General features: G+C 58.7%; 16 protein-coding genes and 4 pseudogenes. 7 read left to right on the top strand and 13 right to left on the bottom strand.

Going from position 1 to position 17,369, the window contains the following annotated elements:
• Positions 1–20: 20 nt before the first annotated feature.
• From BZ163_RS13630 to BZ163_RS13620, 3 genes are all read left to right on the top strand, one after another.
• Positions 21–1,352 carry a carbohydrate porin gene (locus BZ163_RS13630; RefSeq protein WP_128871344.1) on the top strand — a complete coding sequence of 444 codons (1,332 nt, stop codon included), beginning with the start codon at positions 21–23 and terminating at the stop codon, positions 1,350–1,352.
• 59 nt (positions 1,353–1,411) lie between these two features.
• On the top strand, positions 1,412–2,194 hold the full coding sequence (locus BZ163_RS13625) for a (S)-acetoin forming diacetyl reductase (RefSeq protein WP_128871343.1): 783 nt from the start codon (positions 1,412–1,414) through the stop codon (positions 2,192–2,194).
• 74 nt (positions 2,195–2,268) lie between these two features.
• Positions 2,269–3,393: a glycerol dehydrogenase gene (locus tag BZ163_RS13620; protein WP_128871342.1), complete on the top strand. Its 1,125-nt coding sequence runs from the start codon at positions 2,269–2,271 to the stop codon at positions 3,391–3,393.
• Between the two features lie 172 nt (positions 3,394–3,565).
• Here BZ163_RS13620 and BZ163_RS13615 read toward each other — a convergent pair whose 3' ends face one another.
• From BZ163_RS13615 to BZ163_RS13600, 4 genes are read right to left on the bottom strand one after another with little or no spacing between them, the layout of a single operon-like run.
• Positions 3,566–4,549 carry an LLM class flavin-dependent oxidoreductase gene (locus BZ163_RS13615; protein WP_128871341.1) on the bottom strand — a complete coding sequence of 328 codons (984 nt, stop codon included), beginning with the start codon at positions 4,547–4,549 and terminating at the stop codon, positions 3,566–3,568.
• 35 nt (positions 4,550–4,584) lie between these two features.
• Complete coding sequence (locus BZ163_RS13610) at positions 4,585–5,391, bottom strand: TIM barrel protein (RefSeq protein WP_128871340.1); 807 nt, start codon at positions 5,389–5,391, stop codon at positions 4,585–4,587.
• 15 nt (positions 5,392–5,406) lie between these two features.
• Positions 5,407–6,207, bottom strand: a complete 801-nt coding sequence (locus tag BZ163_RS13605) for a sugar phosphate isomerase/epimerase (RefSeq protein ID WP_128871339.1) — start codon at positions 6,205–6,207, stop codon at positions 5,407–5,409.
• The gene (locus BZ163_RS13600; protein ID WP_128871338.1) at positions 6,204–7,220 is read right to left on the bottom strand and encodes an LLM class oxidoreductase; all 1,017 of its coding nucleotides are present in this window, start codon (positions 7,218–7,220) and stop codon (positions 6,204–6,206) included. The genes BZ163_RS13605 and BZ163_RS13600 overlap by 4 nt, the downstream gene beginning before the upstream one ends.
• A 157-nt stretch (positions 7,221–7,377) precedes the next feature.
• Here BZ163_RS13600 and BZ163_RS13595 point away from each other — a divergent pair, with 157 nt between their 5' ends.
• Entirely contained in the window at positions 7,378–8,259 is an 882-nt protein-coding gene (locus tag BZ163_RS13595; RefSeq protein ID WP_128871337.1) for a LysR family transcriptional regulator, read from the top strand.
• A gap of 72 nt (positions 8,260–8,331) precedes the next feature.
• Here the strand turns inward: BZ163_RS13595 and BZ163_RS13590 are convergent, their stop codons facing one another.
• The 3 genes and pseudogenes from BZ163_RS13590 to BZ163_RS13580 all read right to left on the bottom strand — a co-directional run bounded on the left by BZ163_RS13590 (position 8,332) and on the right by BZ163_RS13580 (position 10,255).
• Entirely contained in the window at positions 8,332–8,733 is a 402-nt protein-coding gene (locus tag BZ163_RS13590; protein ID WP_128871336.1) for a DoxX family protein, read from the bottom strand.
• A gap of 17 nt (positions 8,734–8,750) precedes the next feature.
• A pseudogene (locus tag BZ163_RS13585) lies at positions 8,751–9,421 on the bottom strand (alpha/beta hydrolase).
• Positions 9,414–10,255: pseudogene (locus BZ163_RS13580) on the bottom strand (class III extradiol ring-cleavage dioxygenase). Before BZ163_RS13580 ends, BZ163_RS13585 begins: the two co-directional pseudogenes overlap by 8 nt.
• A 148-nt stretch (positions 10,256–10,403) precedes the next feature.
• Between BZ163_RS13580 and BZ163_RS13575 the strand changes: the two are divergent.
• The gene (locus tag BZ163_RS13575) at positions 10,404–11,303 is read left to right on the top strand and encodes a LysR family transcriptional regulator (RefSeq protein WP_128871335.1); all 900 of its coding nucleotides are present in this window, start codon (positions 10,404–10,406) and stop codon (positions 11,301–11,303) included.
• 18 nt (positions 11,304–11,321) lie between these two features.
• On the opposite strand, the gene BZ163_RS13570 is transcribed toward BZ163_RS13575, so the two are convergent.
• Positions 11,322–12,035: an alpha/beta fold hydrolase gene (locus BZ163_RS13570; RefSeq protein ID WP_128871374.1), complete on the bottom strand. Its 714-nt coding sequence runs from the start codon at positions 12,033–12,035 to the stop codon at positions 11,322–11,324.
• 136 nt (positions 12,036–12,171) lie between these two features.
• Between BZ163_RS13570 and BZ163_RS13565 the strand changes: the two genes are divergently transcribed.
• Complete coding sequence (locus tag BZ163_RS13565) at positions 12,172–12,825, top strand: MFS transporter (protein WP_256579004.1); 654 nt, start codon at positions 12,172–12,174, stop codon at positions 12,823–12,825.
• A gap of 222 nt (positions 12,826–13,047) precedes the next feature.
• Here the strand turns inward: BZ163_RS13565 and BZ163_RS13560 are convergent, their stop codons facing one another.
• The 3 genes from BZ163_RS13560 to BZ163_RS13550 form a co-directional block, all read right to left on the bottom strand.
• On the bottom strand, positions 13,048–13,662 hold the full coding sequence (locus BZ163_RS13560; protein WP_128871334.1) for a nitroreductase family protein: 615 nt from the start codon (positions 13,660–13,662) through the stop codon (positions 13,048–13,050).
• 70 nt (positions 13,663–13,732) lie between these two features.
• Positions 13,733–14,086, bottom strand: a complete 354-nt coding sequence (locus tag BZ163_RS13555; RefSeq protein ID WP_168187357.1) for a putative quinol monooxygenase — start codon at positions 14,084–14,086, stop codon at positions 13,733–13,735.
• Positions 14,087–14,172: 86 nt separating this feature from the next.
• Positions 14,173–14,370 carry a 4-oxalocrotonate tautomerase family protein gene (locus tag BZ163_RS13550; RefSeq protein WP_168187356.1) on the bottom strand — a complete coding sequence of 66 codons (198 nt, stop codon included), beginning with the start codon at positions 14,368–14,370 and terminating at the stop codon, positions 14,173–14,175.
• A 166-nt stretch (positions 14,371–14,536) separates the two neighbouring features.
• Here BZ163_RS13550 and BZ163_RS13545 point away from each other — a divergent pair.
• Positions 14,537–15,437, top strand: a pseudogene (locus BZ163_RS13545) (LysR family transcriptional regulator).
• Positions 15,438–15,476: 39 nt separating this feature from the next.
• On the opposite strand, the gene BZ163_RS13540 reads toward BZ163_RS13545, so the two are convergent.
• Positions 15,477–15,860 (bottom strand): nucleotidyltransferase domain-containing protein, encoded by a 384-nt coding sequence (locus tag BZ163_RS13540; RefSeq protein ID WP_128871331.1) that lies wholly within the window; start codon positions 15,858–15,860, stop codon positions 15,477–15,479.
• Between the two features lie 70 nt (positions 15,861–15,930).
• Positions 15,931–17,369, bottom strand: a pseudogene (locus BZ163_RS34825) (hypothetical protein); the annotation flags it as partial.

The following is a 17,369-nucleotide window of genomic DNA, read 5'->3' as shown; positions in this document are numbered from 1 at the left end:
AAACAATAGGGTAAATCGACATGAACATCGCTTGGAAATTGCCGATGGGGCTCGGGCTCCTGTCATGCATCGCCGTGCATGCATCCGCCGCCGACGATTCCTCGAAATGGGGCACCGGAGATTGGGGAGGGGTACGCAGTGAGCTGCTGGAGCAGGGTGTTGACGTGATCGTCGGTTACGTCGGCGAAGCCGCCACCAATGTTCACGGGGGTTATGACCATGACCGCACTGCGCGCTACACCGCGCAATGGGCACTGGGCACTCACCTGGACCTGCAAAAATTGCTGGGCTGGAAGGACGCCGAGTTTCAACTGCTGGTAACTGAACGCAATGGCAACAACCTCTCCAACGAGCGCGTTTCTGATCCCCGCGCGCCGCAACTAAGTTCGGTGCAAGAGGTGTGGGGCAGGGGGCAGACCTGGCGCCTGACCCAGATGTGGTACCGCCAGAAATTTTTCGACAGCGCCCTGGATCTCAAATTTGGCCGCGTGGGCGTCAACGAAGACTTCGCCAGCTTCCCATGCGACTTCCAGAGCCTGTCTTTTTGCAGTGCACCTATCGGAAACGTCGCCGGTGATGTCTGGTACAGCGGGCCTGTGAGCCAGTGGGGCGGGCGGGTGCGCTATAACCTCGATGAACGCTGGGCGGTGCAGGTCGGGGTGTATGAGCAGAACCCGTCGAACCTCAGTACCGGCAACGGCTTCAAGCTCAGTGGCAGTGGTACCAAAGGCGCATTGGTGCCGGTGGAGGTTATCTGGAAGCCAACAGTTGGCAAAGCAGCCTTACCAGGTGAATACCGGCTGGGTTACTACCACAGCAGTGCCAGCGCCAACGATCTGTACGACGACGTCAACGGTAACCCGCAGGTGTTGACCGGCCAGGCGCCGAAGTCGCGCAGCAGCAAACATGGCGCCTGGATCATTGGCCAACAGCAGCTCACTGCCCACAACGGCGACGCCTCACGCGGCCTGAGCGTGTTTGCCAGCCTGACCATGCACGACAAGGCTACCAGCGGCATCGAGAGTTTCCAGAATATCGGTGCGGTCTACAAAGGCCCGTTTGATGGGCGGCCCAAAGACGACATCGGCTTGGGCATCGCACGCCTGAAGGTCAACGACGACGTCACCAAGCGCCAGCGCCTGATCAATGACAGCACGGGCATCAGCGACTACGACGATCCGCAGTACGTTCCAGTGCAGCACAGCGAATACAACATCGAACTCAATTACGGCGTACACGCGACCAACTGGCTAACCGTGCGCCCGAACGTGCAGTACGTGCGCAATCCAGGCGGAGTCTACGAGGTGGACAATGCCTGGGTTGCCGGTGTGAAGCTCCAGGCGAGCTTTTGAGCCAGGGCAGGTGTGTGAGCAGTCTTTAACCCCCATCACGAATAAGAAGGAACACCAGTATGAGTAAGTCCTTGGGAAAAGTTGCTTTTGTAACCGGTGCCGGTCAAGGGATCGGAGAGGCCATTGCATTGCGCTTGGCGGCAGATGGTTTCGCCGTAGCCTGCGCCGATATGAATCTTGAAACAGCCGATCAGGTGGCTGAAAACATCAGGAAAACGGGCGGAAAAGCCCTGGCGATCAAGGTCGATGTTGCCGATCGTGAGGATGTATTCAAGGCCGTGCAGGCAGCGGTGGATGGCTTGGGTGACCTGCATGTGGTCATCAATAACGCAGGCATTGCGCCAATTGCTCCAATCGAAGCGATTACGCCAGAGATCTATCGGCGAACGTTCGACATCAACGTGGGTGGTGTTCTCTGGGGCATACAGGCGGCAGTAAACGCGTTCAAGGCGTTGGGTCACGGCGGCAAAATCATCAGTGCTTCGTCGCAGGCGGGTCATATCGGCAATCCCGATCTGGCAGTGTACGGCGGGACCAAGTTTGCCGTGCGTGGCATCACCCAGACAGCGGCCCGGGAATTGGCTCACCTGGGTATTACGGTAAACGCCTACTGCCCTGGCATCGTGAATACTCCGATGATGCGCAAGGTCGCCCAGGACGTGGCCGATAACGCCAATCAAAGCATTGAATGGGGGATGGAACAATTTGCCCAACACATCACCTTGAAGCGACTTTCCCAGCCCGAAGACGTGGCGGCCTGCGTTTCGTTCCTGTCCGGTCCTGACTCCGACTACATGACCGGTCAGGCGGTGATCATTGATGGCGGCATGGTATTTAACTGATTCGTCATCAGCGCAGAAGAATGCTCAAGTGTGTACGCGTTGAGCGTTTTGCGCATGCGACGTGAGAGAATGAGATGACTATTACCAAAGGCATTGCATCACCGGCCAAATTTCTGGTCCAGGCCGATGCGTTGGCGGATTTAGCGGCACATGGCAAAGTCTTCGGAGCCAATGCCTATTTGATCTGCGATCAATTTATCGTCGGTCGGGTTCATGAGAAAGCGATGCCGGGGTTCAAGAACGCACAACGCGCCGAGTTGGCCGTGTTTGGCGGGCAGTGTTCCGACAGTGAAATCAACAGGCACGTGGAAGCGGCGCGTGGGGCTGATTATGTCGTCGGGATCGGTGGCGGAAAAACCCTGGATACAGCCAAGGCGGCTGCACACTTCCTGGAAAAACCCGTGTTGATCCTGCCCACGTTAGCCTCCACGGATGCGCCCTGTACGGCGATTTCAGTGATTTACAACGACGACGATACGTTTAATCGCTACTTGTTTTTATCCAGAAATCCGGACGTTGTCTTAGCCGACACACGCATTCTGGCGGAACAACCCCCGCGGTTTTTTGCAGCGGGCGTGGGTGACGGCTTGGCCACGTATTTCGAGGCCCGCGCGTGTTTTGCTGCGCAACGCGACAATCTGATCCTGGGCAATGACGGCAAGATGCTAAAACCCACATTGATCGGGTTTGCGATTGCCCAAACGTGCTACGAAACCATCAAAAAATATTCGGCCCAGGCGGCATTCGCGGTGCAGAAGAAAGCCATTACTGCCGCCCTGGAGAATACGATTGAAGCCACCATCTACATGTCCGCTGTCGGGGCTGAGTCGGGAGGTTGTGCCGCTGCGCATGCGATCCATAACGGGATGACCAGTGTGCATGATCTGCACAGCGCACAGCACGGAGAAAAGGTCGTGTTCGGCCTGTTCACCCAGCTCGTGATGGAAGCTGCGTCTATGGCTGAGATTGAGGAGGTGGTGGATATTGCGATGGCAGTCGGTTTGCCACTGACGCTTGAAGACTTGGGGCTCAAACACTTCAAGGAAGCGGAGTGGAGAAAAGTGGCCGAGTTGGCCTGCGATAAAAACGACACGATGCACAACATGCCTTTCACGGTGACGCCGGACCTGGTGTATGACGCGATCGTGGCGACTGACGCATTGTTGCATGGGTTCAAGAAACAAAAGGCAGTGCACTAGCCACTTGATTGGGTACCCGTTTTTAGGCGTCCATAGCGCTCAAACGGGTTGGCGCCGTCAATCGTTCAAACGGATTGGCGGCGCCTTTTTTTTTGCACGGAACTTACGGTTGCCAGTATTACCTGGCCTGAGAACGCGTGGTCGACATCCCAGCCGGTCGCTCCAGACCGGCTCAAGCCAGCACGTCGGCAAGGGATTCGGCGATCAGTTGATAGGATCGGCAGCGAGCCTTGGCGTCATAAATACGCGCATCAATGATGATTTCATCCACCTGGGTCGTTGTAATGAACTGGCGTAACCAACTGCTGACGTCGTCCGGGTCACCTGTCGCCGTGCACAGCATCGCCTGATTGAGCGTGTGCCGATCAATGTTCGTAAGCGTATCCATATAACCCTCCGAGGGGTGGGGTAACGGGCCTGCTTTCCCGGCGTACAGGTTGCACACCCACTGTCGGTGAGAGCTCGCGATGTAATCGGCCTCGGCCCGTGAGGGGGCAGCGAAGACATTGACGCCTGCGATCACATAAGGCTGCTTGAGCGTCGCTGATGGGCGAAACGAAGTGCGGTAGTGCGTAATCGCATCCATCAAGAAGCGCGGCGCGAAATGCGAGGCGAATGCGTAGGGCAACCCCTGCTTTGCGGCAAGGTCTGCGCTGTTCATGCTCGAGCCCAGGAGCCAGAGTGGTACGTCGTGGGTTCCGGGAATCGCCCGGACCGGCTGATGCCCGTTGTCTGCCAGATAGTCCTGCAAGTGTTGAATATCCTGCGCGAAGTCCCGTTCCGATGCGTCACCGCGCAAGGCGCGGATCGCCGCCCCGGCTGAACCCGGTGCTCTACCGATACCCAGGTCGATGCGGCCAGGGAACAACGTGGCCAATGTGCCGAACTGCTCGGCCACCATCAACGGGGAGTGGTTGGGTAGCATGATGCCGCCGGAGCCCACGCGCAGGGTGCGGGTGGCCGCCGCCAGATGCTGGATGAGCAGGGTGGTGGCCGAAGACGCGATGCCCGGCAGGTCGTGATGCTCGGCGACCCAATATCGTTTGTAACCATAGGCTTCCACATGTCGCGCCAGTGCGACCGCGTCATCCAGCGTGTCGGTGAAGGTTTTACCCTCGCCAATCATCATGAGGTCAAGCACAGAGAGGGCAGTCATTGCAGACTCCTTTTTCATATCAGGTGGAGAGGGTATTACAGCGATGAAAAGTCCGACCAATGCGGATGACGCTCCAGGCGACGATCAATATTGCGAAAGGTCGCCAGGCAGCGTTGCAGTTTCAGGTAAATATCGCCGCCGTAGTCCCAGCCGAGCACGCCAATGCTGCCTGTGTATCCGACGCTGTTCAGCGCCGCGACCACGGCGAAGTTGTCCAACTCTCCACGGTCAACCGGCTCCATGGTGGCCACGCCACCCCAGCCCAGTTCGCTGAGCGCGCTGCCTGAAAGTACGACTTGCATCAACCAGGGTTGCATGGCTTCAAGACGCTGCTGAAGTTCGCCTTCCTGACTGGCGTACCAGTGATAGCCGTTGAACGATGCACCCAGGCGCGGGTGAGCAAAGTACTCGCAGATCTGCACCACTTGAGCCGTGGTCTGGGTGACGTGGTGAAGATGAGGATACAGAGCGATTCTTAAACCGCGCCGTTCTGCGATGGGCAGCAGCGACTCGATGAACCGCATGATGGCCGTGCTTCCGTTGACTGAGGTCTGGATCGCCAGCTCGATGAGTTCGACCCCTTCGACGCTTTCGATGATGCGCCGAATAAGGTGATCATTGCGGCCTTCGTGCAGCACCAGGTACAGGCCTTCGACGCGCAGGCCGTGCTGTTCACCAACGCGCGGCAGCAGGCGCAGGTCGGTCAGCGGCGTGCCGCCCCAGGCCGAAACAGTGAGACCGTCATAACCGAGTTCGGCGAGCATTTCGCACTGTGACTGAAAGGCATAAACGCCCATTGAAGAGTAAAAAAATGAATCGAGTGCATGGACACGATGGGCCACGGTCTATCTCCTCGCCTAGCGTGGCGTCTCGGTCAATAGGGCCCATTCAGGGTGTGCGGCCAGGCGTTGCTCCATGGAGCGATATGCCGTGGCTGAACGGCGCAGGTTGCCGTAGACGTCGCCTCCCATACTTTGCCATCCCAGCACGCCGACACGACCCGTAAAGCCGCGGCGTTCCAGGGCGCCTAGCAGGACGAAATTATCCATCTCGCCTTCATCAAGCGTTTCGATGGTCGCCAGCCCGCCCCAACCCAACGGAGAACGTCGTGTTCCGGCAATGTTCACGTGCTGGAGCCAAGGCCACATCGCATCAAGGCGTTGTTCCAAGGCTTGTTCTTCAGTGGCGTACCAGTGATAACCGTTGAACACGATATTGAGCAGGGGATGGTTGAATTCCCGGCACAGTGCGACGGCTTCCGAGGTCGTTTGCATGCCGTAGCGTGCGTGCGGATAAAGGTTGATGTGCAGGCCTCTGCGCTCACAGATAGGCAACAGGCGCTCAAGCATGCGGCGGTCAAAGTTCGTGACTTCATCACCTGAATGCAGCGCCAGTTCAATGGTGGTGCAACCCTCAATGCTCTCGAAAACCTGGATCACGAACGATTCGAGGCCCTTGCGGTAGATCAAGTAGACCGCGCCTACGTCAAGGCCCCAGGTCGGTTTGACTTGGGGAATCGACTTCAGGTCTTGGCTCCACGCAGACATCGTCAAGCCTTGATAACCATGCTCGGCGAGCATTTCGCACTGTGCGGCCAGGGGATAGGTGCCCATGGCGGTCTGGAAGATGAAATCCATGTGGTGAAGGGCGTGTTTCATCGGGCGGCCTGCGTAGGTTGAGGGGCAACGGGGAGGGCGATGCTTGGAAAATGCGGAAGGAGGTATTCAGCCAGCTCATCGATGACTTCAGCGGCAGGGCGGCGTTGTGGTTTGAAGTGCAGGGCGACATGACCCACCCCCCGATCCTGCTGGCGTTTCCAGTGCTCTATCAGCGCATTACGCCCGGCGCGCAGCACGCGTCCCACCTCAACGGGATGGTTCGGATCGCGATCCAGATCAAACAACGTGCCGTAGCCGTAGGGCTTGTGCACCTCGTTGCCACAGACGGCACGCCAGCGCTCGATCACCTGGGGAATCAACGCAGGGTTGGAGGTGTAGGAAAGAATCCCGTCAGTGTGCTTACCGATCCACTCCAGCGACTGACCCGCGTGGCCGACGATAAGGGTGGGCAAGCGCGCGCCGACGGGTTTGGGGATCAGGTCAATTTCACCGTTCAACTGGCCATAAAAACGCGACGTATGCTTTGCCCAATGGCTTTGCGTGGTTGCGCGGATGATGCCCAGTGCATCACGGAAGCGGTCGGCACGGTTGTCAAAATCCAGCCCGAAAGCCGGGTATTCGATCGGCCGGTCACCGGTGGCCAACCCCAGAATGAATCGCCCGCCCAGCAGCTGGTCCACGCTCGCGGCCTGCTTGGCAACAATCAGTGGATCGCGCAACGGCAAGACGATACCCGCCGTGCCAATCGCAATTCGCGTGGTCACGGCAGCCAGGTAGCCTGCATAAACCAGAGGATCGAGGATCTGGCCGACGTCCCCAAAGTTGGGGTCATAGAACGGCACGTCGCGCAGCCAGATCGCGGAAAATCCGGCTTCGTCTACGCGTTGAGCCATCTGCGCGTGATCCTGCAAGGTGGGGCCCGGGCTGTTGGGGTAGCTTTCCAGCGGGGCAATGAAACCGAAGGTCAAATGCCCCGGTTTGAATACGCGGGCATAGCCAGGGTGTTGCTGAAGCTCCTGGGCGATTGCGCGCGCGCGAGGTTGGGAGGTCATCGGGGTACGCTCGTATTAGCGGATGGCGGTGACGTTGAAGGCGAGAAGCACTCATAAAGTCACGATGGAGGGGACTATAGGCGCTATGATTTGAAAGAAAAACAAGATGAAATTCCGATCATTTGTGAAAATAAAGCTCAAATAGGCGAGGCTGTTCATGGATCATTTCGGCGCGCTCAGCGCATTCGTTCAGGCGGCGCAGACCCGCAGCTTTACTGAGGCCGGGCGCAGGATCGGGGTGTCTTCCTCGGCCGTTGGCAAGGCCGTCGCGCGGCTTGAGGAAGAGTTGGGCGTGCGGCTATTTCATCGCTCCACGCGGGCGATTACCTTGACGGCCGAGGGCAGTCTTTTTCTGGAGCGTTGCCAGCGGATTTTTGCTGAATATGAAGTCGCCAAGCGAGAGCTCACGCAGGCTGCAGGCAACCCCCAGGGCAAGTTACGCCTCGGTTTGCCACAGCTCGGCATGCGGTTGATGCCTCATTTGATTGCGTTTCAGCAAGCGTATCCAGAAGTGGAATTGGAGCTGGAGTTCAGTGATCGCTTGGTCAATGTGATCGAGGAGGGCTTCGATGCGGTGATGCGCATCGGCGAAGTCGACGATTCCCGACTGATGATGCGTAAGCTCAATGGCTACAGTCACCGGTTGGTCGCATCACCAGACTACCTTTCGCGTCGGGGTGTACCTTTGCGCCCGGCGGACCTTTCTAGTCATGCTTGCCTGCGGTACCGCTATCCCACCAGCGGTAAGCTTGATCCCTGGCCGCTGGTGACGAAGAAAGGGCAAGACACGCTGGAGCTGGGGCAATCGGCGACGTCCAACGCGATTGAAGCATTGCTGGCAATGGCGCAAGCGGGACAGGGTATCGCCTGCCTGCCTGACTTTTTTATCGAGGACTCCATCGCGGCAGGGCGCTTGGTACCGGTGTTGGACCGGTATATCAGTGATCACCGCACGTTCAGCATCCTGTGGCCGTCCAGCCGACAGCCGCTGCCCAAGATCAAGGCGTTTGTCAGCTTCATGGTGTCACGCCTGACGTGAGCGCCGGCCCCAAACGCAGCTGCCGGCGCACTGGGTTCGCAGGGCGCCGGCAGCTGTCACGTGTGGGCTCAATCAAGCAATATTGGATGGCTTGGCCGCGAAGGCGCCTTCACCCAGCAATGCAACGACCAGTGCGGTCATGCTCAGGTAGATTGGATATTCCCAGCCGCCATTGGCGTTGCTGAAGCTCCAGCCGTTGCCGAAGTGCACGGTCGCCGCGACGAACAGCTGAACCACTGCCAGTGCGGCTACCCAGCGTGCATAGACACCTAATACCAGCATCAAGCCGCCGATCACTTCGAAAGCCATGACCGGATAGGCCAGGAAGCCTGGAAAACCGATGGACTCGAAAAAGCCTGCAGTGCCCGCCGGGGTGAATACCAGCACTTTGGTCAAGCCGTGGGCGATGAACATGATGCCCAGCGCCAAGCGCATGACGAGTGCAGCGTAGGGTGCAGTGCGAGAGTCAATCATGGTGTAGCTCCTTTTATTTAGTTGGGAAGGGACAGCGTGTGGCTCAGCCATTGAGAAAAGTCGGCCAGTTCGTCACCGATAATCTCGTGGGCCATGGTGTAGAAATGGGTTTCGTGCTTGACGCCGATGCGATCCAGCCAGGCATCTGCCTCGTTCGCCCAGTCCACCGGCAGGACGGCGTCCTGGTGACCGTGGGCGATGAAGGCCGTGACCGACTTGAGGCGCTCGGCTGAAGCGATCCTTGGGGCAATCTCGCGCAGCATGCGGCGCTCAGTATTGCAAAGCCCGTCACCAGCTCCGGCTCGGTGACGCCCAGGCTCGCACTCATGATGCCGCCCTGGCTGAAACCTGCGATCACGGTCGGCAGGGCGGGCAGCGCTTCGATAAATCGCTGCAACAGCTGGTGGCTGGATTCCGCCTGTTCCTGGTTGAAGGACGGACCGTTGCTGGTGAAGTTCACCTGATACCAGGCAAAGCCTTGCGGGCCGACCTGCAAGGGGGCGCGAACCAGAATGACTTCCAACTCTTCAGGAAGCGATTCGGCCAAGGCAGCAAGATTGCCCTCGTTCGAGCCCACACCATGCAGCAGGATGAGGCGGCCTTGGGGGGAGAAGGTGCTGCAGCCTTTGCGGAAAAACAGACCGGTTTGTGGTTCGCGGGCTGCATCGGAAAATGTAGTGTCACGCATGGTCGATAGTGCCTTGAGTCAGTTGAATAGGTCCGTGTCCATTGGACGGGGCCGAGGTGAACAAGTAGCTGTCCATTGCCAGCACGCCGTAGGTCACGCCACCCTCCAATACCTGCGTCTCGTAGCCTTCCCCGGCTGCGCCCAGAGCGATCAGCAAGGGCAGAAAGTGTTCATCGGTGGGGTGAGCCCGCTCAGCCGATGGCGCATAGTGCTTGAAGTCCAGCAATTGCTCGGTGTTACCGTCGTGCAGGGTTTTAGCGGTCCACGCGGCGAACGCGTCGACGTAGGTGGCGCTCTCGCGGGTGGCTCCGCGGAACTCGTACAAGTTGTGAGTCAGGCTGCCTGACGCGACGATCAATACATTCATATCCCGCAGCGGCTTGAGTGCATCGCCCAGCTTCCAGGCCTGATGGGTGTCAAGACTGGCGGGCATGGAGACCTGGACCACCGGAATATCTGCCTCGGGTGCCAGGTACAACAGCGGTACCCAGGCGCCATGGTCCAGGCCGCGTTGAGCGTCTAGTCGTGACTGCCAGCCGGCTGCCTGCAACAGGTCTACGATATGCCCAGCCAGGGCGGGCGCGCCGGTGCGGGATAGCTCAGTTGATACAGTGCGTCGGGAAACCCTCCAAAATCATGGATGGTCGCAGGCGCGGTGCTCGCGGTGACAACGACTTCGCCGCGCGTCATCCAATGCGGAGAGAGGACGACGATGGCGTCAGGTCGTGGCAGCTCGCGACCGACTTGAGCCAGGCGGGGACCCGCCAGGCCAGGCTCGATCGCGAACATTGGAGCACCATGAGACACAAACAACAGGGGAAACGGGGTGTTCATGGTGGAATGCTCCGAAGGAGTTACTTGTTAAGGCAGCCAGGGTGGATGTGCCACGTTGGTGCTTGTTTCGACGGGATCAGTTTATAGGTTGTGAATCTGAGATAAATAAGGCCGAATGTGATGGATAGTTCCAATAAGTGAGACAGTCATGGACAGAGCGTTGGAGATGCAGGTGTTCTGCACGGTGGTCGATAAAGGTACTTTTGTAGGCGCGGCCGAACCGCTCGAAATGTCCAAGGCCGCTATCTCGCGGTATGTGAGTGCCCTTGAGGAACGATTGGGCGCGCGGCTGCTGCATCGCACCACACGCAAGCTTTCGCTGACCGAGGAGGGTCGGCAGTTCTACCATCAGGCACGTGAGGTACTGGCCCTGATGGATCAGGCAGAGGAGGCTGTATCGTCCGCAGCGCCGGAACCCAGTGGTGTTTTACGAGTAAATGCGCCGGTCAGTTTCGGCGTTCTGCACCTTGCGCCGCTGTGGGGAGCGTTCATGAACGCCCACCCGAACGTGGAGTTGGATATCAGCTTGAATGACCGTTTGGTGGACTTGGTGGATGAGGGCTTCGACGCAGCGATACGCATTGCGCGCATGGAGAATTCATCCCTGGTGGGGCGGCGGCTGGCTGGCACGCGAATGTGCTTGTGTGCATCCCCTGATTATCTGGTAAGTCATCCGCCGCTCCGCACCCTGGCGGACCTGGCTGAACATCGCGTCATTGCCTATACCAACTTTGCGACTGGGAATGAATGGCTGTTCGACGGGCCCGACGGTCGCGTAAGCGTGCGCACCCGCTCGAGCGTGCGCTGCAACAATGGCGATACGTGCCGCAGTATCGCCCTTGCCGGCGGCGGCATTGCCCTACAGCCGAGCTTTATGGTCGGAGAGGATTTACGCAGCGGAGCCCTGGTGGAAATCCTGCCTGAATACCGCTCCATCGAGTTGGGCATTTACGTGGTTTATCCCACTCGCAAGCACGTGGCAAGCAAGGTGCGGGCGCTGATCAGCTTCCTGACTGAACGTTTTGCCCATCCCGAATGGGAGCGTTAGCGCTTTTAGCCGCACGCATCAGGATCGTTGCAAAAAGTTGTGTAGGTCAGCGGCGAATTTCTGCGGGTTCTTGAACGCCAGAAAGTGGTCGCCCTGTTCAGTCTTGTCGTACACAAACAGTACCGAGTCACTGATCACTGAGTTCATCCACTTCATATTCACGTAGGAATCGATCATGCGTTCCGGCGAGGTGGTGAACGCGCCGGCATCCAGTCGTTGTTGTTCCGTCCAATCAGCGTGACAATAAATCGAAGGTGCCTGGTCGATGATGCTCAAGGTGCGAATACCTTGTGTACCGAACAGATCAATGTAGGCCCACATGACCGAGGCCCCCATCGACCACCCGCAATAGTGCGCATGTGGCACGCCCAGATGTTTGGCAAACTCTTTTACGTCCATGGCATAACGGGAAATGCGATTGCCCGACGCCGTTTTCTCGGAGAATCCCTGGTTGCGAACATCCAACACGTAGACGTGATAGTGATTGCTGAGGATGTGCATGAGGTGGAAATACATCGCACCGTTTGCCGACCAGCCCGGGATGAAAATCAATGGCTGCCCTGCACCTGCTTCCCAGTAAGCCAGATTTACACGGTCACTGGTTCTGAAGCTGCTGACTTTAAGGTCGGGAAAGTCCGAAGCGCGGAATGCCTGGTCAATGATTTCGTGGGGAAAGTAAAAGTCTTCGCCGAGCATGGCCGGGAGCGATTGATTGATTAGGGGATACTTCACGGTCCAATCCTGTGTCGATTCAAATAACGTTCGAGCGACGATTTCCGGTACCGGCTGTAAGTTGGCCGTCCCCGATACCGTCAACTCGCTGCCAAGCAAAGATAGAGCTTGGACAGTTCGAGGATAAATACCCAAAATGCCGTCACTGACTTACGCCCTGACTGAATCAAGTTCCCAAGGCTGGGTAACTGAAACGCTATCGACCCTGGCAATCGCCGTAATTTGCGCAGTTGCATTCGTCTTGATTGAGCGACGCGTAAAGGCCCCTATGCTGCCAAGTCGACTGGCCCGAAACAGAATTCTGGCAACCACTGCATTGGCAGGTGCCGCCATCAATTTCACCTTCTACGGCACTGTGTTCATATTCAGCATCTACTTCCAGTCATTCCTGCATTACGACGCTTTCAGAACTGGGCTGGCGTTCATACCGCTCACGGCAGTGCTGACTATTTCCACGATGATCTCGTCCCGGATCGCCAGGCGCGTCAGCGCACAGCGCATCATTACTATAGGTTTCCTGATTCAGGCAGTCGGCTTTGTGGCGTTGGCGCGCGTCACCCCTGAGACATCGCTTTGGTACCTGGATATTGCCCTGATGGTAGTGGGTATTGGCAGTGCATCGTCTGTGCCTTCGATTACGAACTCGATGCTGTCATCGGTTTCATCGCATGACGCCGGCATGGCGTCGGGACTGATGGCGTCGGCCAGACAGTTGGGCGGCGTGATCGGTGTGGCAGTGTTCGGGGCCATGATCACCAGCACCGAACCTGCTCCCATCAACTCAAATTAACAGGAGTTCCTATGACACCCCCCACCGGTTCTAATGACAAACTCAGTGCGCAACTGTAATGACAACAACAGCTTGAGCGCGCCCAGAAGGAGGAGGGGGAAGGGGAAAGGGTATTGCGGTCGATGGCGGAGAGTTCCAGGAGCAACTCTGCGGCGGTCTTGTTGCCAAAGAGTTAGCAATGTCCCCGCATGCCTGGATTAACCTGACACACGGGCCCGCAGCTTAAACAAACTGCAAAACGTCGTTCACGGCCTTGCGCGGTTTTTGTGGCCAGTTGGCCAAGCCGGGGTAGCCAACGGTGATTAACATCACGGGCACATCTTCATCCGACAGGCCAAACTCTTTGGCGACTGCAGCCTGATCGAACCCGATCATCGGCGTCGATACTAAACCCTGGCCCTTGGCGGCCAACATCAGGGTCATCGCGGCGAGCGAGCCAGAGCGGATTGCTTCGTCGCGCTGCTGCTGAGGATTCTCCTGGTACATGCTTTGAGCCGCACCCACCCACATGTCGTAGATCGATTGGTCAATGATCCCGGCATCCAGTGTCGGCTTCAATGCAGCAGGGAGGGTTGCATGCGGGTTCAGGGTGCCGCAGACAATAAATGTCACGGCGGCGTCCATGACCTTTTGCTGTCCGAATGCCAACGGCAACAAGCGCGCTTTGGCTTCGGTGCTGCGCAGGGCTAGAAACTTCCAGTTTTGCAGGTTGAAGGCGGAAGGGGCGTGGGTAGCCAGGTCAATCAGTTCGGCAATCTGGGCGTCCGTTAATGAACGTTCAATGTCGTAGCTGTTGGCGGAAATGCGGGACTTAATAACTTCGGCGATTACGGACATGGTGGTCTCTGTGTGGGATATCAATGCGCAGGACACGGCTGTCGCTCCTGAGCCTGCGCTTTGATTGAATTCAGCGGCTGAAGCCATCGAATGGGGTCATGTATACGGCGCCAAAGGGGTCGAGGCGCTTGCGGATTTCCGCGTCGGGTGTGCCGTAGACCACCAGGCTTTTGATCGAGCACAGCTCCAGGAAGCGCTGGCCGAAAGGCGCAAACGTGGTGTCTACGTGGCTCACCACGGCATCGACGTTATAACGCTCAAGGATGTGAACGGTGCTGTTGTCTTCATTGACGCTGTATTCGTAAACCAGTGTGCCCGGCTCAGCACGGGTGGCGGCAACGATGGTGGCGATCAGTGCCTTGAACTCAGCGAACTCTGCGGGTTTGACCGCGAGAGAGAACAGGCAGGAAATATGCGGATGCATGGTGGTTTTCTCCGGCAGATTTATAACGAATACCTGCACGGCAGCATTGCGGGTCTAGCCAATGCATGCGATGCAGGTCGTGGTCGTCAGGACTTTGCGGGTGCTTCCCCGAAAAGCTTGCCGGCGCCGGCCCAATCCGATGCGGCGACGTCTTCGAAAATCACGTAGATGTAATTGGCATCGGTACCAGTGTGTTTCACGATGCTTTCGGTGATATCTGCGGCAACAGCGGCTTTTTGCGCGTGTTCTTTACCTTCGAACCAGCTCACACGTATGACAGGCATGATGGTCTCCTTCTGGGTATGGATGATTGGGAGAAAGATGCGCGACGTAGGATCACGATCTGCACCGTTGCATTGCTGGAGTCCATCTTACTGTCGAGTATGCTGGCGATAAATGACCTGAAACTATAATCTGGGTAGATCAAAACTCTACAATTATCGAGCCGGCATGGTACCTATCGATTCGTTTCAAGGCGTCATCACCTTTGTCGTGGCGGCGCGCTCGACCAGTTTCACCCAGGCTGGCGAGCGCCTCGGCGTGTCAAAATCCGCCGTCGGCAAAGCCATTGCGCGCTTGGAAGAACGCCTGGGTACTCAGTTGTTTCATCGCACGACGCGCACATTTCCCTGACCGCGGACGGTGAGGCCTATTTCGTGGCGTGCTCCAGCGCCCTTGAAGAAATCGGTGCCGCCGAGAGCGGGTTGGGGCCCGGTGGTGGCGAGCCTTCCGGTCGCCTGCGAGTCGACATTCCCGTGGCGTTCGGGCGTCGGGTCGTGGCCCCGTTGCTGTTTGAGATCGCCAAAAAACACCCCGCTTTGCAACTGAACCTGACGTTCTCCGACCATCTGGTTGATCCCTTCGAAGAGGGCATCGATTTGCTGGTCCGCTTCGGAGAACTGCAAGACACCAGCGGCCTGGTGGCGCGGCGGCTGACCAGGCAACGCTGGGCGATATGTGCCGCCCCCGACTACCTGGCGCGGTTTGGCGTTCCGCAGACCCTGGAAGACCTGAGCCAGCACCGTTGCATCGTCGGCATCGACGCGGCCAGCCGCTGTCGTGGCGGGTCATGCAAGCGGGGCAGACCGTACGTTACGCGCCGCCGACAACCCATCAAATTGGCGACGGTGAAGCCATGATTCTCGCGGCAGTCGCCGGAACGGGCCTGTGCCAGATGCCACGCAGCCTGTTTCAGGACGATATCGAAGCCGGCAGGCTGGTGGAGGTTCTGCAAGTGTACGAACCAGAAGCTGTCGATGTGCATGCCGTCTGGCCAAAGGTGTCCCATCTGCGGCCGAAAGTCAGGTATGTGGTCGATGAGCTGGTGAAGCTGTGTGCGCATTGGCAGTGATGCAAACTGCCGCCACAGGGTTCGAAAATTTGGCCTGGACTACTTGGCACGCTGCGTACTGACAATGCCGTGTTCCAGCATCAATGCCGGAACCTGCACCGCCGCCTCCTCAGTCCAATAGTACAAGCGGGCCTGTTTCGCGATGATCCAGGCGAATGACAACTCCTCCCGCGCATCCGCCTCGAACTCCTCCGGTGTGAACACATGGACGTCAAGCGGGTGCATCACGCCGAACAGATGCCGACAGATCGATCGGCGTCGCGCTGACTTTGCCAGTGGTGTGCGCAGGATGACGAACAGGTCGAGGTCGCTGTCCTCGCGTGCGAGCCCGACCGCGTACGAGCCAAAGGTGCCGGCCGCGATGGGCTGGCACCCCTGGACGATGCGCGTGACGATGCGCTGAATGTCGGCGTCGCTGAGCATCAGGCGATCCCGTAGCTGACAATCAGCAGGATGTCGTTGAACTGCGAGGCGTCCAGGCGTGCATGCCCATTCAGCGTGCTGGCGATCGCGGCGCAATGCCGGACTCGGGCACGGTCAGCGAGTAGGAACCCGGTTGTCCTGATTGGCCCGTGACGACGCCAAGCGCCGCGACGGGGTCGCCGCCAGACGGAGGCGGCACCTGGTTGATCGACATGGCAACCGTGCTGCCGCCGGTTGGCCCGAACGTGGCGTTGGTGATCTGGGTGCCGGCGGGCGGCACCTCGGTCAGCATCAGGTTGATCGAAATATCGGTGATGGAAGCCGCGCCCAGATTGGAGAACGGGAAGACATTGGCCAACAGCGGCAACGTGAGCACCTGCTGCGTGGCCTCTGGGTCGGCGGGGTTGAAGAAGGCGTAGTAGGCGTCGCTGAAACTGCTGCGCACGCTCAGGAGAAACTGCCGCGGGCCCAACGGCTTGAGCGCCTGGCGTACCGCCTGGGGGTCTCCACCGGCCGCGCGCGCCGAATAGCGCAAGTGCAGGACGACGTCGGTAATGGTGGAGACATCGAAGCCGTTGTCGCGGGGATCGAGCTCCAGGGTCCATGTACTGATTGCACCTTGCCCTTCAAAGGGCAACCAGCGCTCGTCGTGCAGGTTGACCTCGAACAGGCCCGCATCGTCCTGGCCATGACTGGTGCTGATGCTGGCGGAGGCCGCCGGCAGGCTGGCCGCGAACGCCGGGGCCGCGGCCACATCCCGCGCCAGTGCCGGTGAGTACGGCGCAGTGGGCGGCTGCACGCGAACCTTGGCCTGGGCGAGCGTCAAGTTGGCGTTCACGCCACTGTAGGGCCCGGTGACGCACGGCACGGTGAGTGCCACCGAACGCAGCCGACGGAAATACTGTCCGGGGTGATCGCGATCGAACAGCGCTTCGTCCAGGGCGATATCGCAGATGCCCGTCTGCAGCAATTGCACCAGGGCCAGGGGTTGCACCATCGCCAGCGAGACATGCTTGACCAGCTCGATCTCGCGGGTATTGGCTTGCAGGTACCGGGCCTGCATCCGGCGCAAATCGAAGAGCAGGCTTTCCCCGGCCGTGAGCCCTTTGAGTTGGGTGTCCCAGTAACCGAACTGGACGAAGGCGTCCTGGCTGCCGAGTTCGTACTGATAGGCGGCCTGGGCCTGCCGGGCGAGGGCGAAGGCCAGCTGGTAGGCTTGGGTGTGCACCGTCGTGAGTTGCGTCAGCATCCAGCCGTACAGCTGCTCGTTGGTATATTTTTCATTGAGGAAGTCGCCAACGGCGCGGGCGTTGGCGATCTGCCGCGTCTGCAGGTTGACTTCGCTGTTGGTCATCGCCAGCCGCTCGTTGGCCATGCCGATCTGGGTCTCGAGCTGGATCAGCTCTGCGGCGGCGAGCTCCTTTTGCAGGTTCCATTCGTTCATGCGTCGCTGGTAGCTGCCCAGGGTCGCCGTCATGCCCGCGACCTCACTGAGGACCCCGGCAGTGC

The sequence above is a fragment of the Pseudomonas sp. VI4.1 genome (assembly GCF_002029345.1).
Lineage (GTDB): Bacteria > Pseudomonadota > Gammaproteobacteria > Pseudomonadales > Pseudomonadaceae > Aquipseudomonas.
This window is presented reverse-complemented; position numbering and strand designations above follow the sequence as displayed.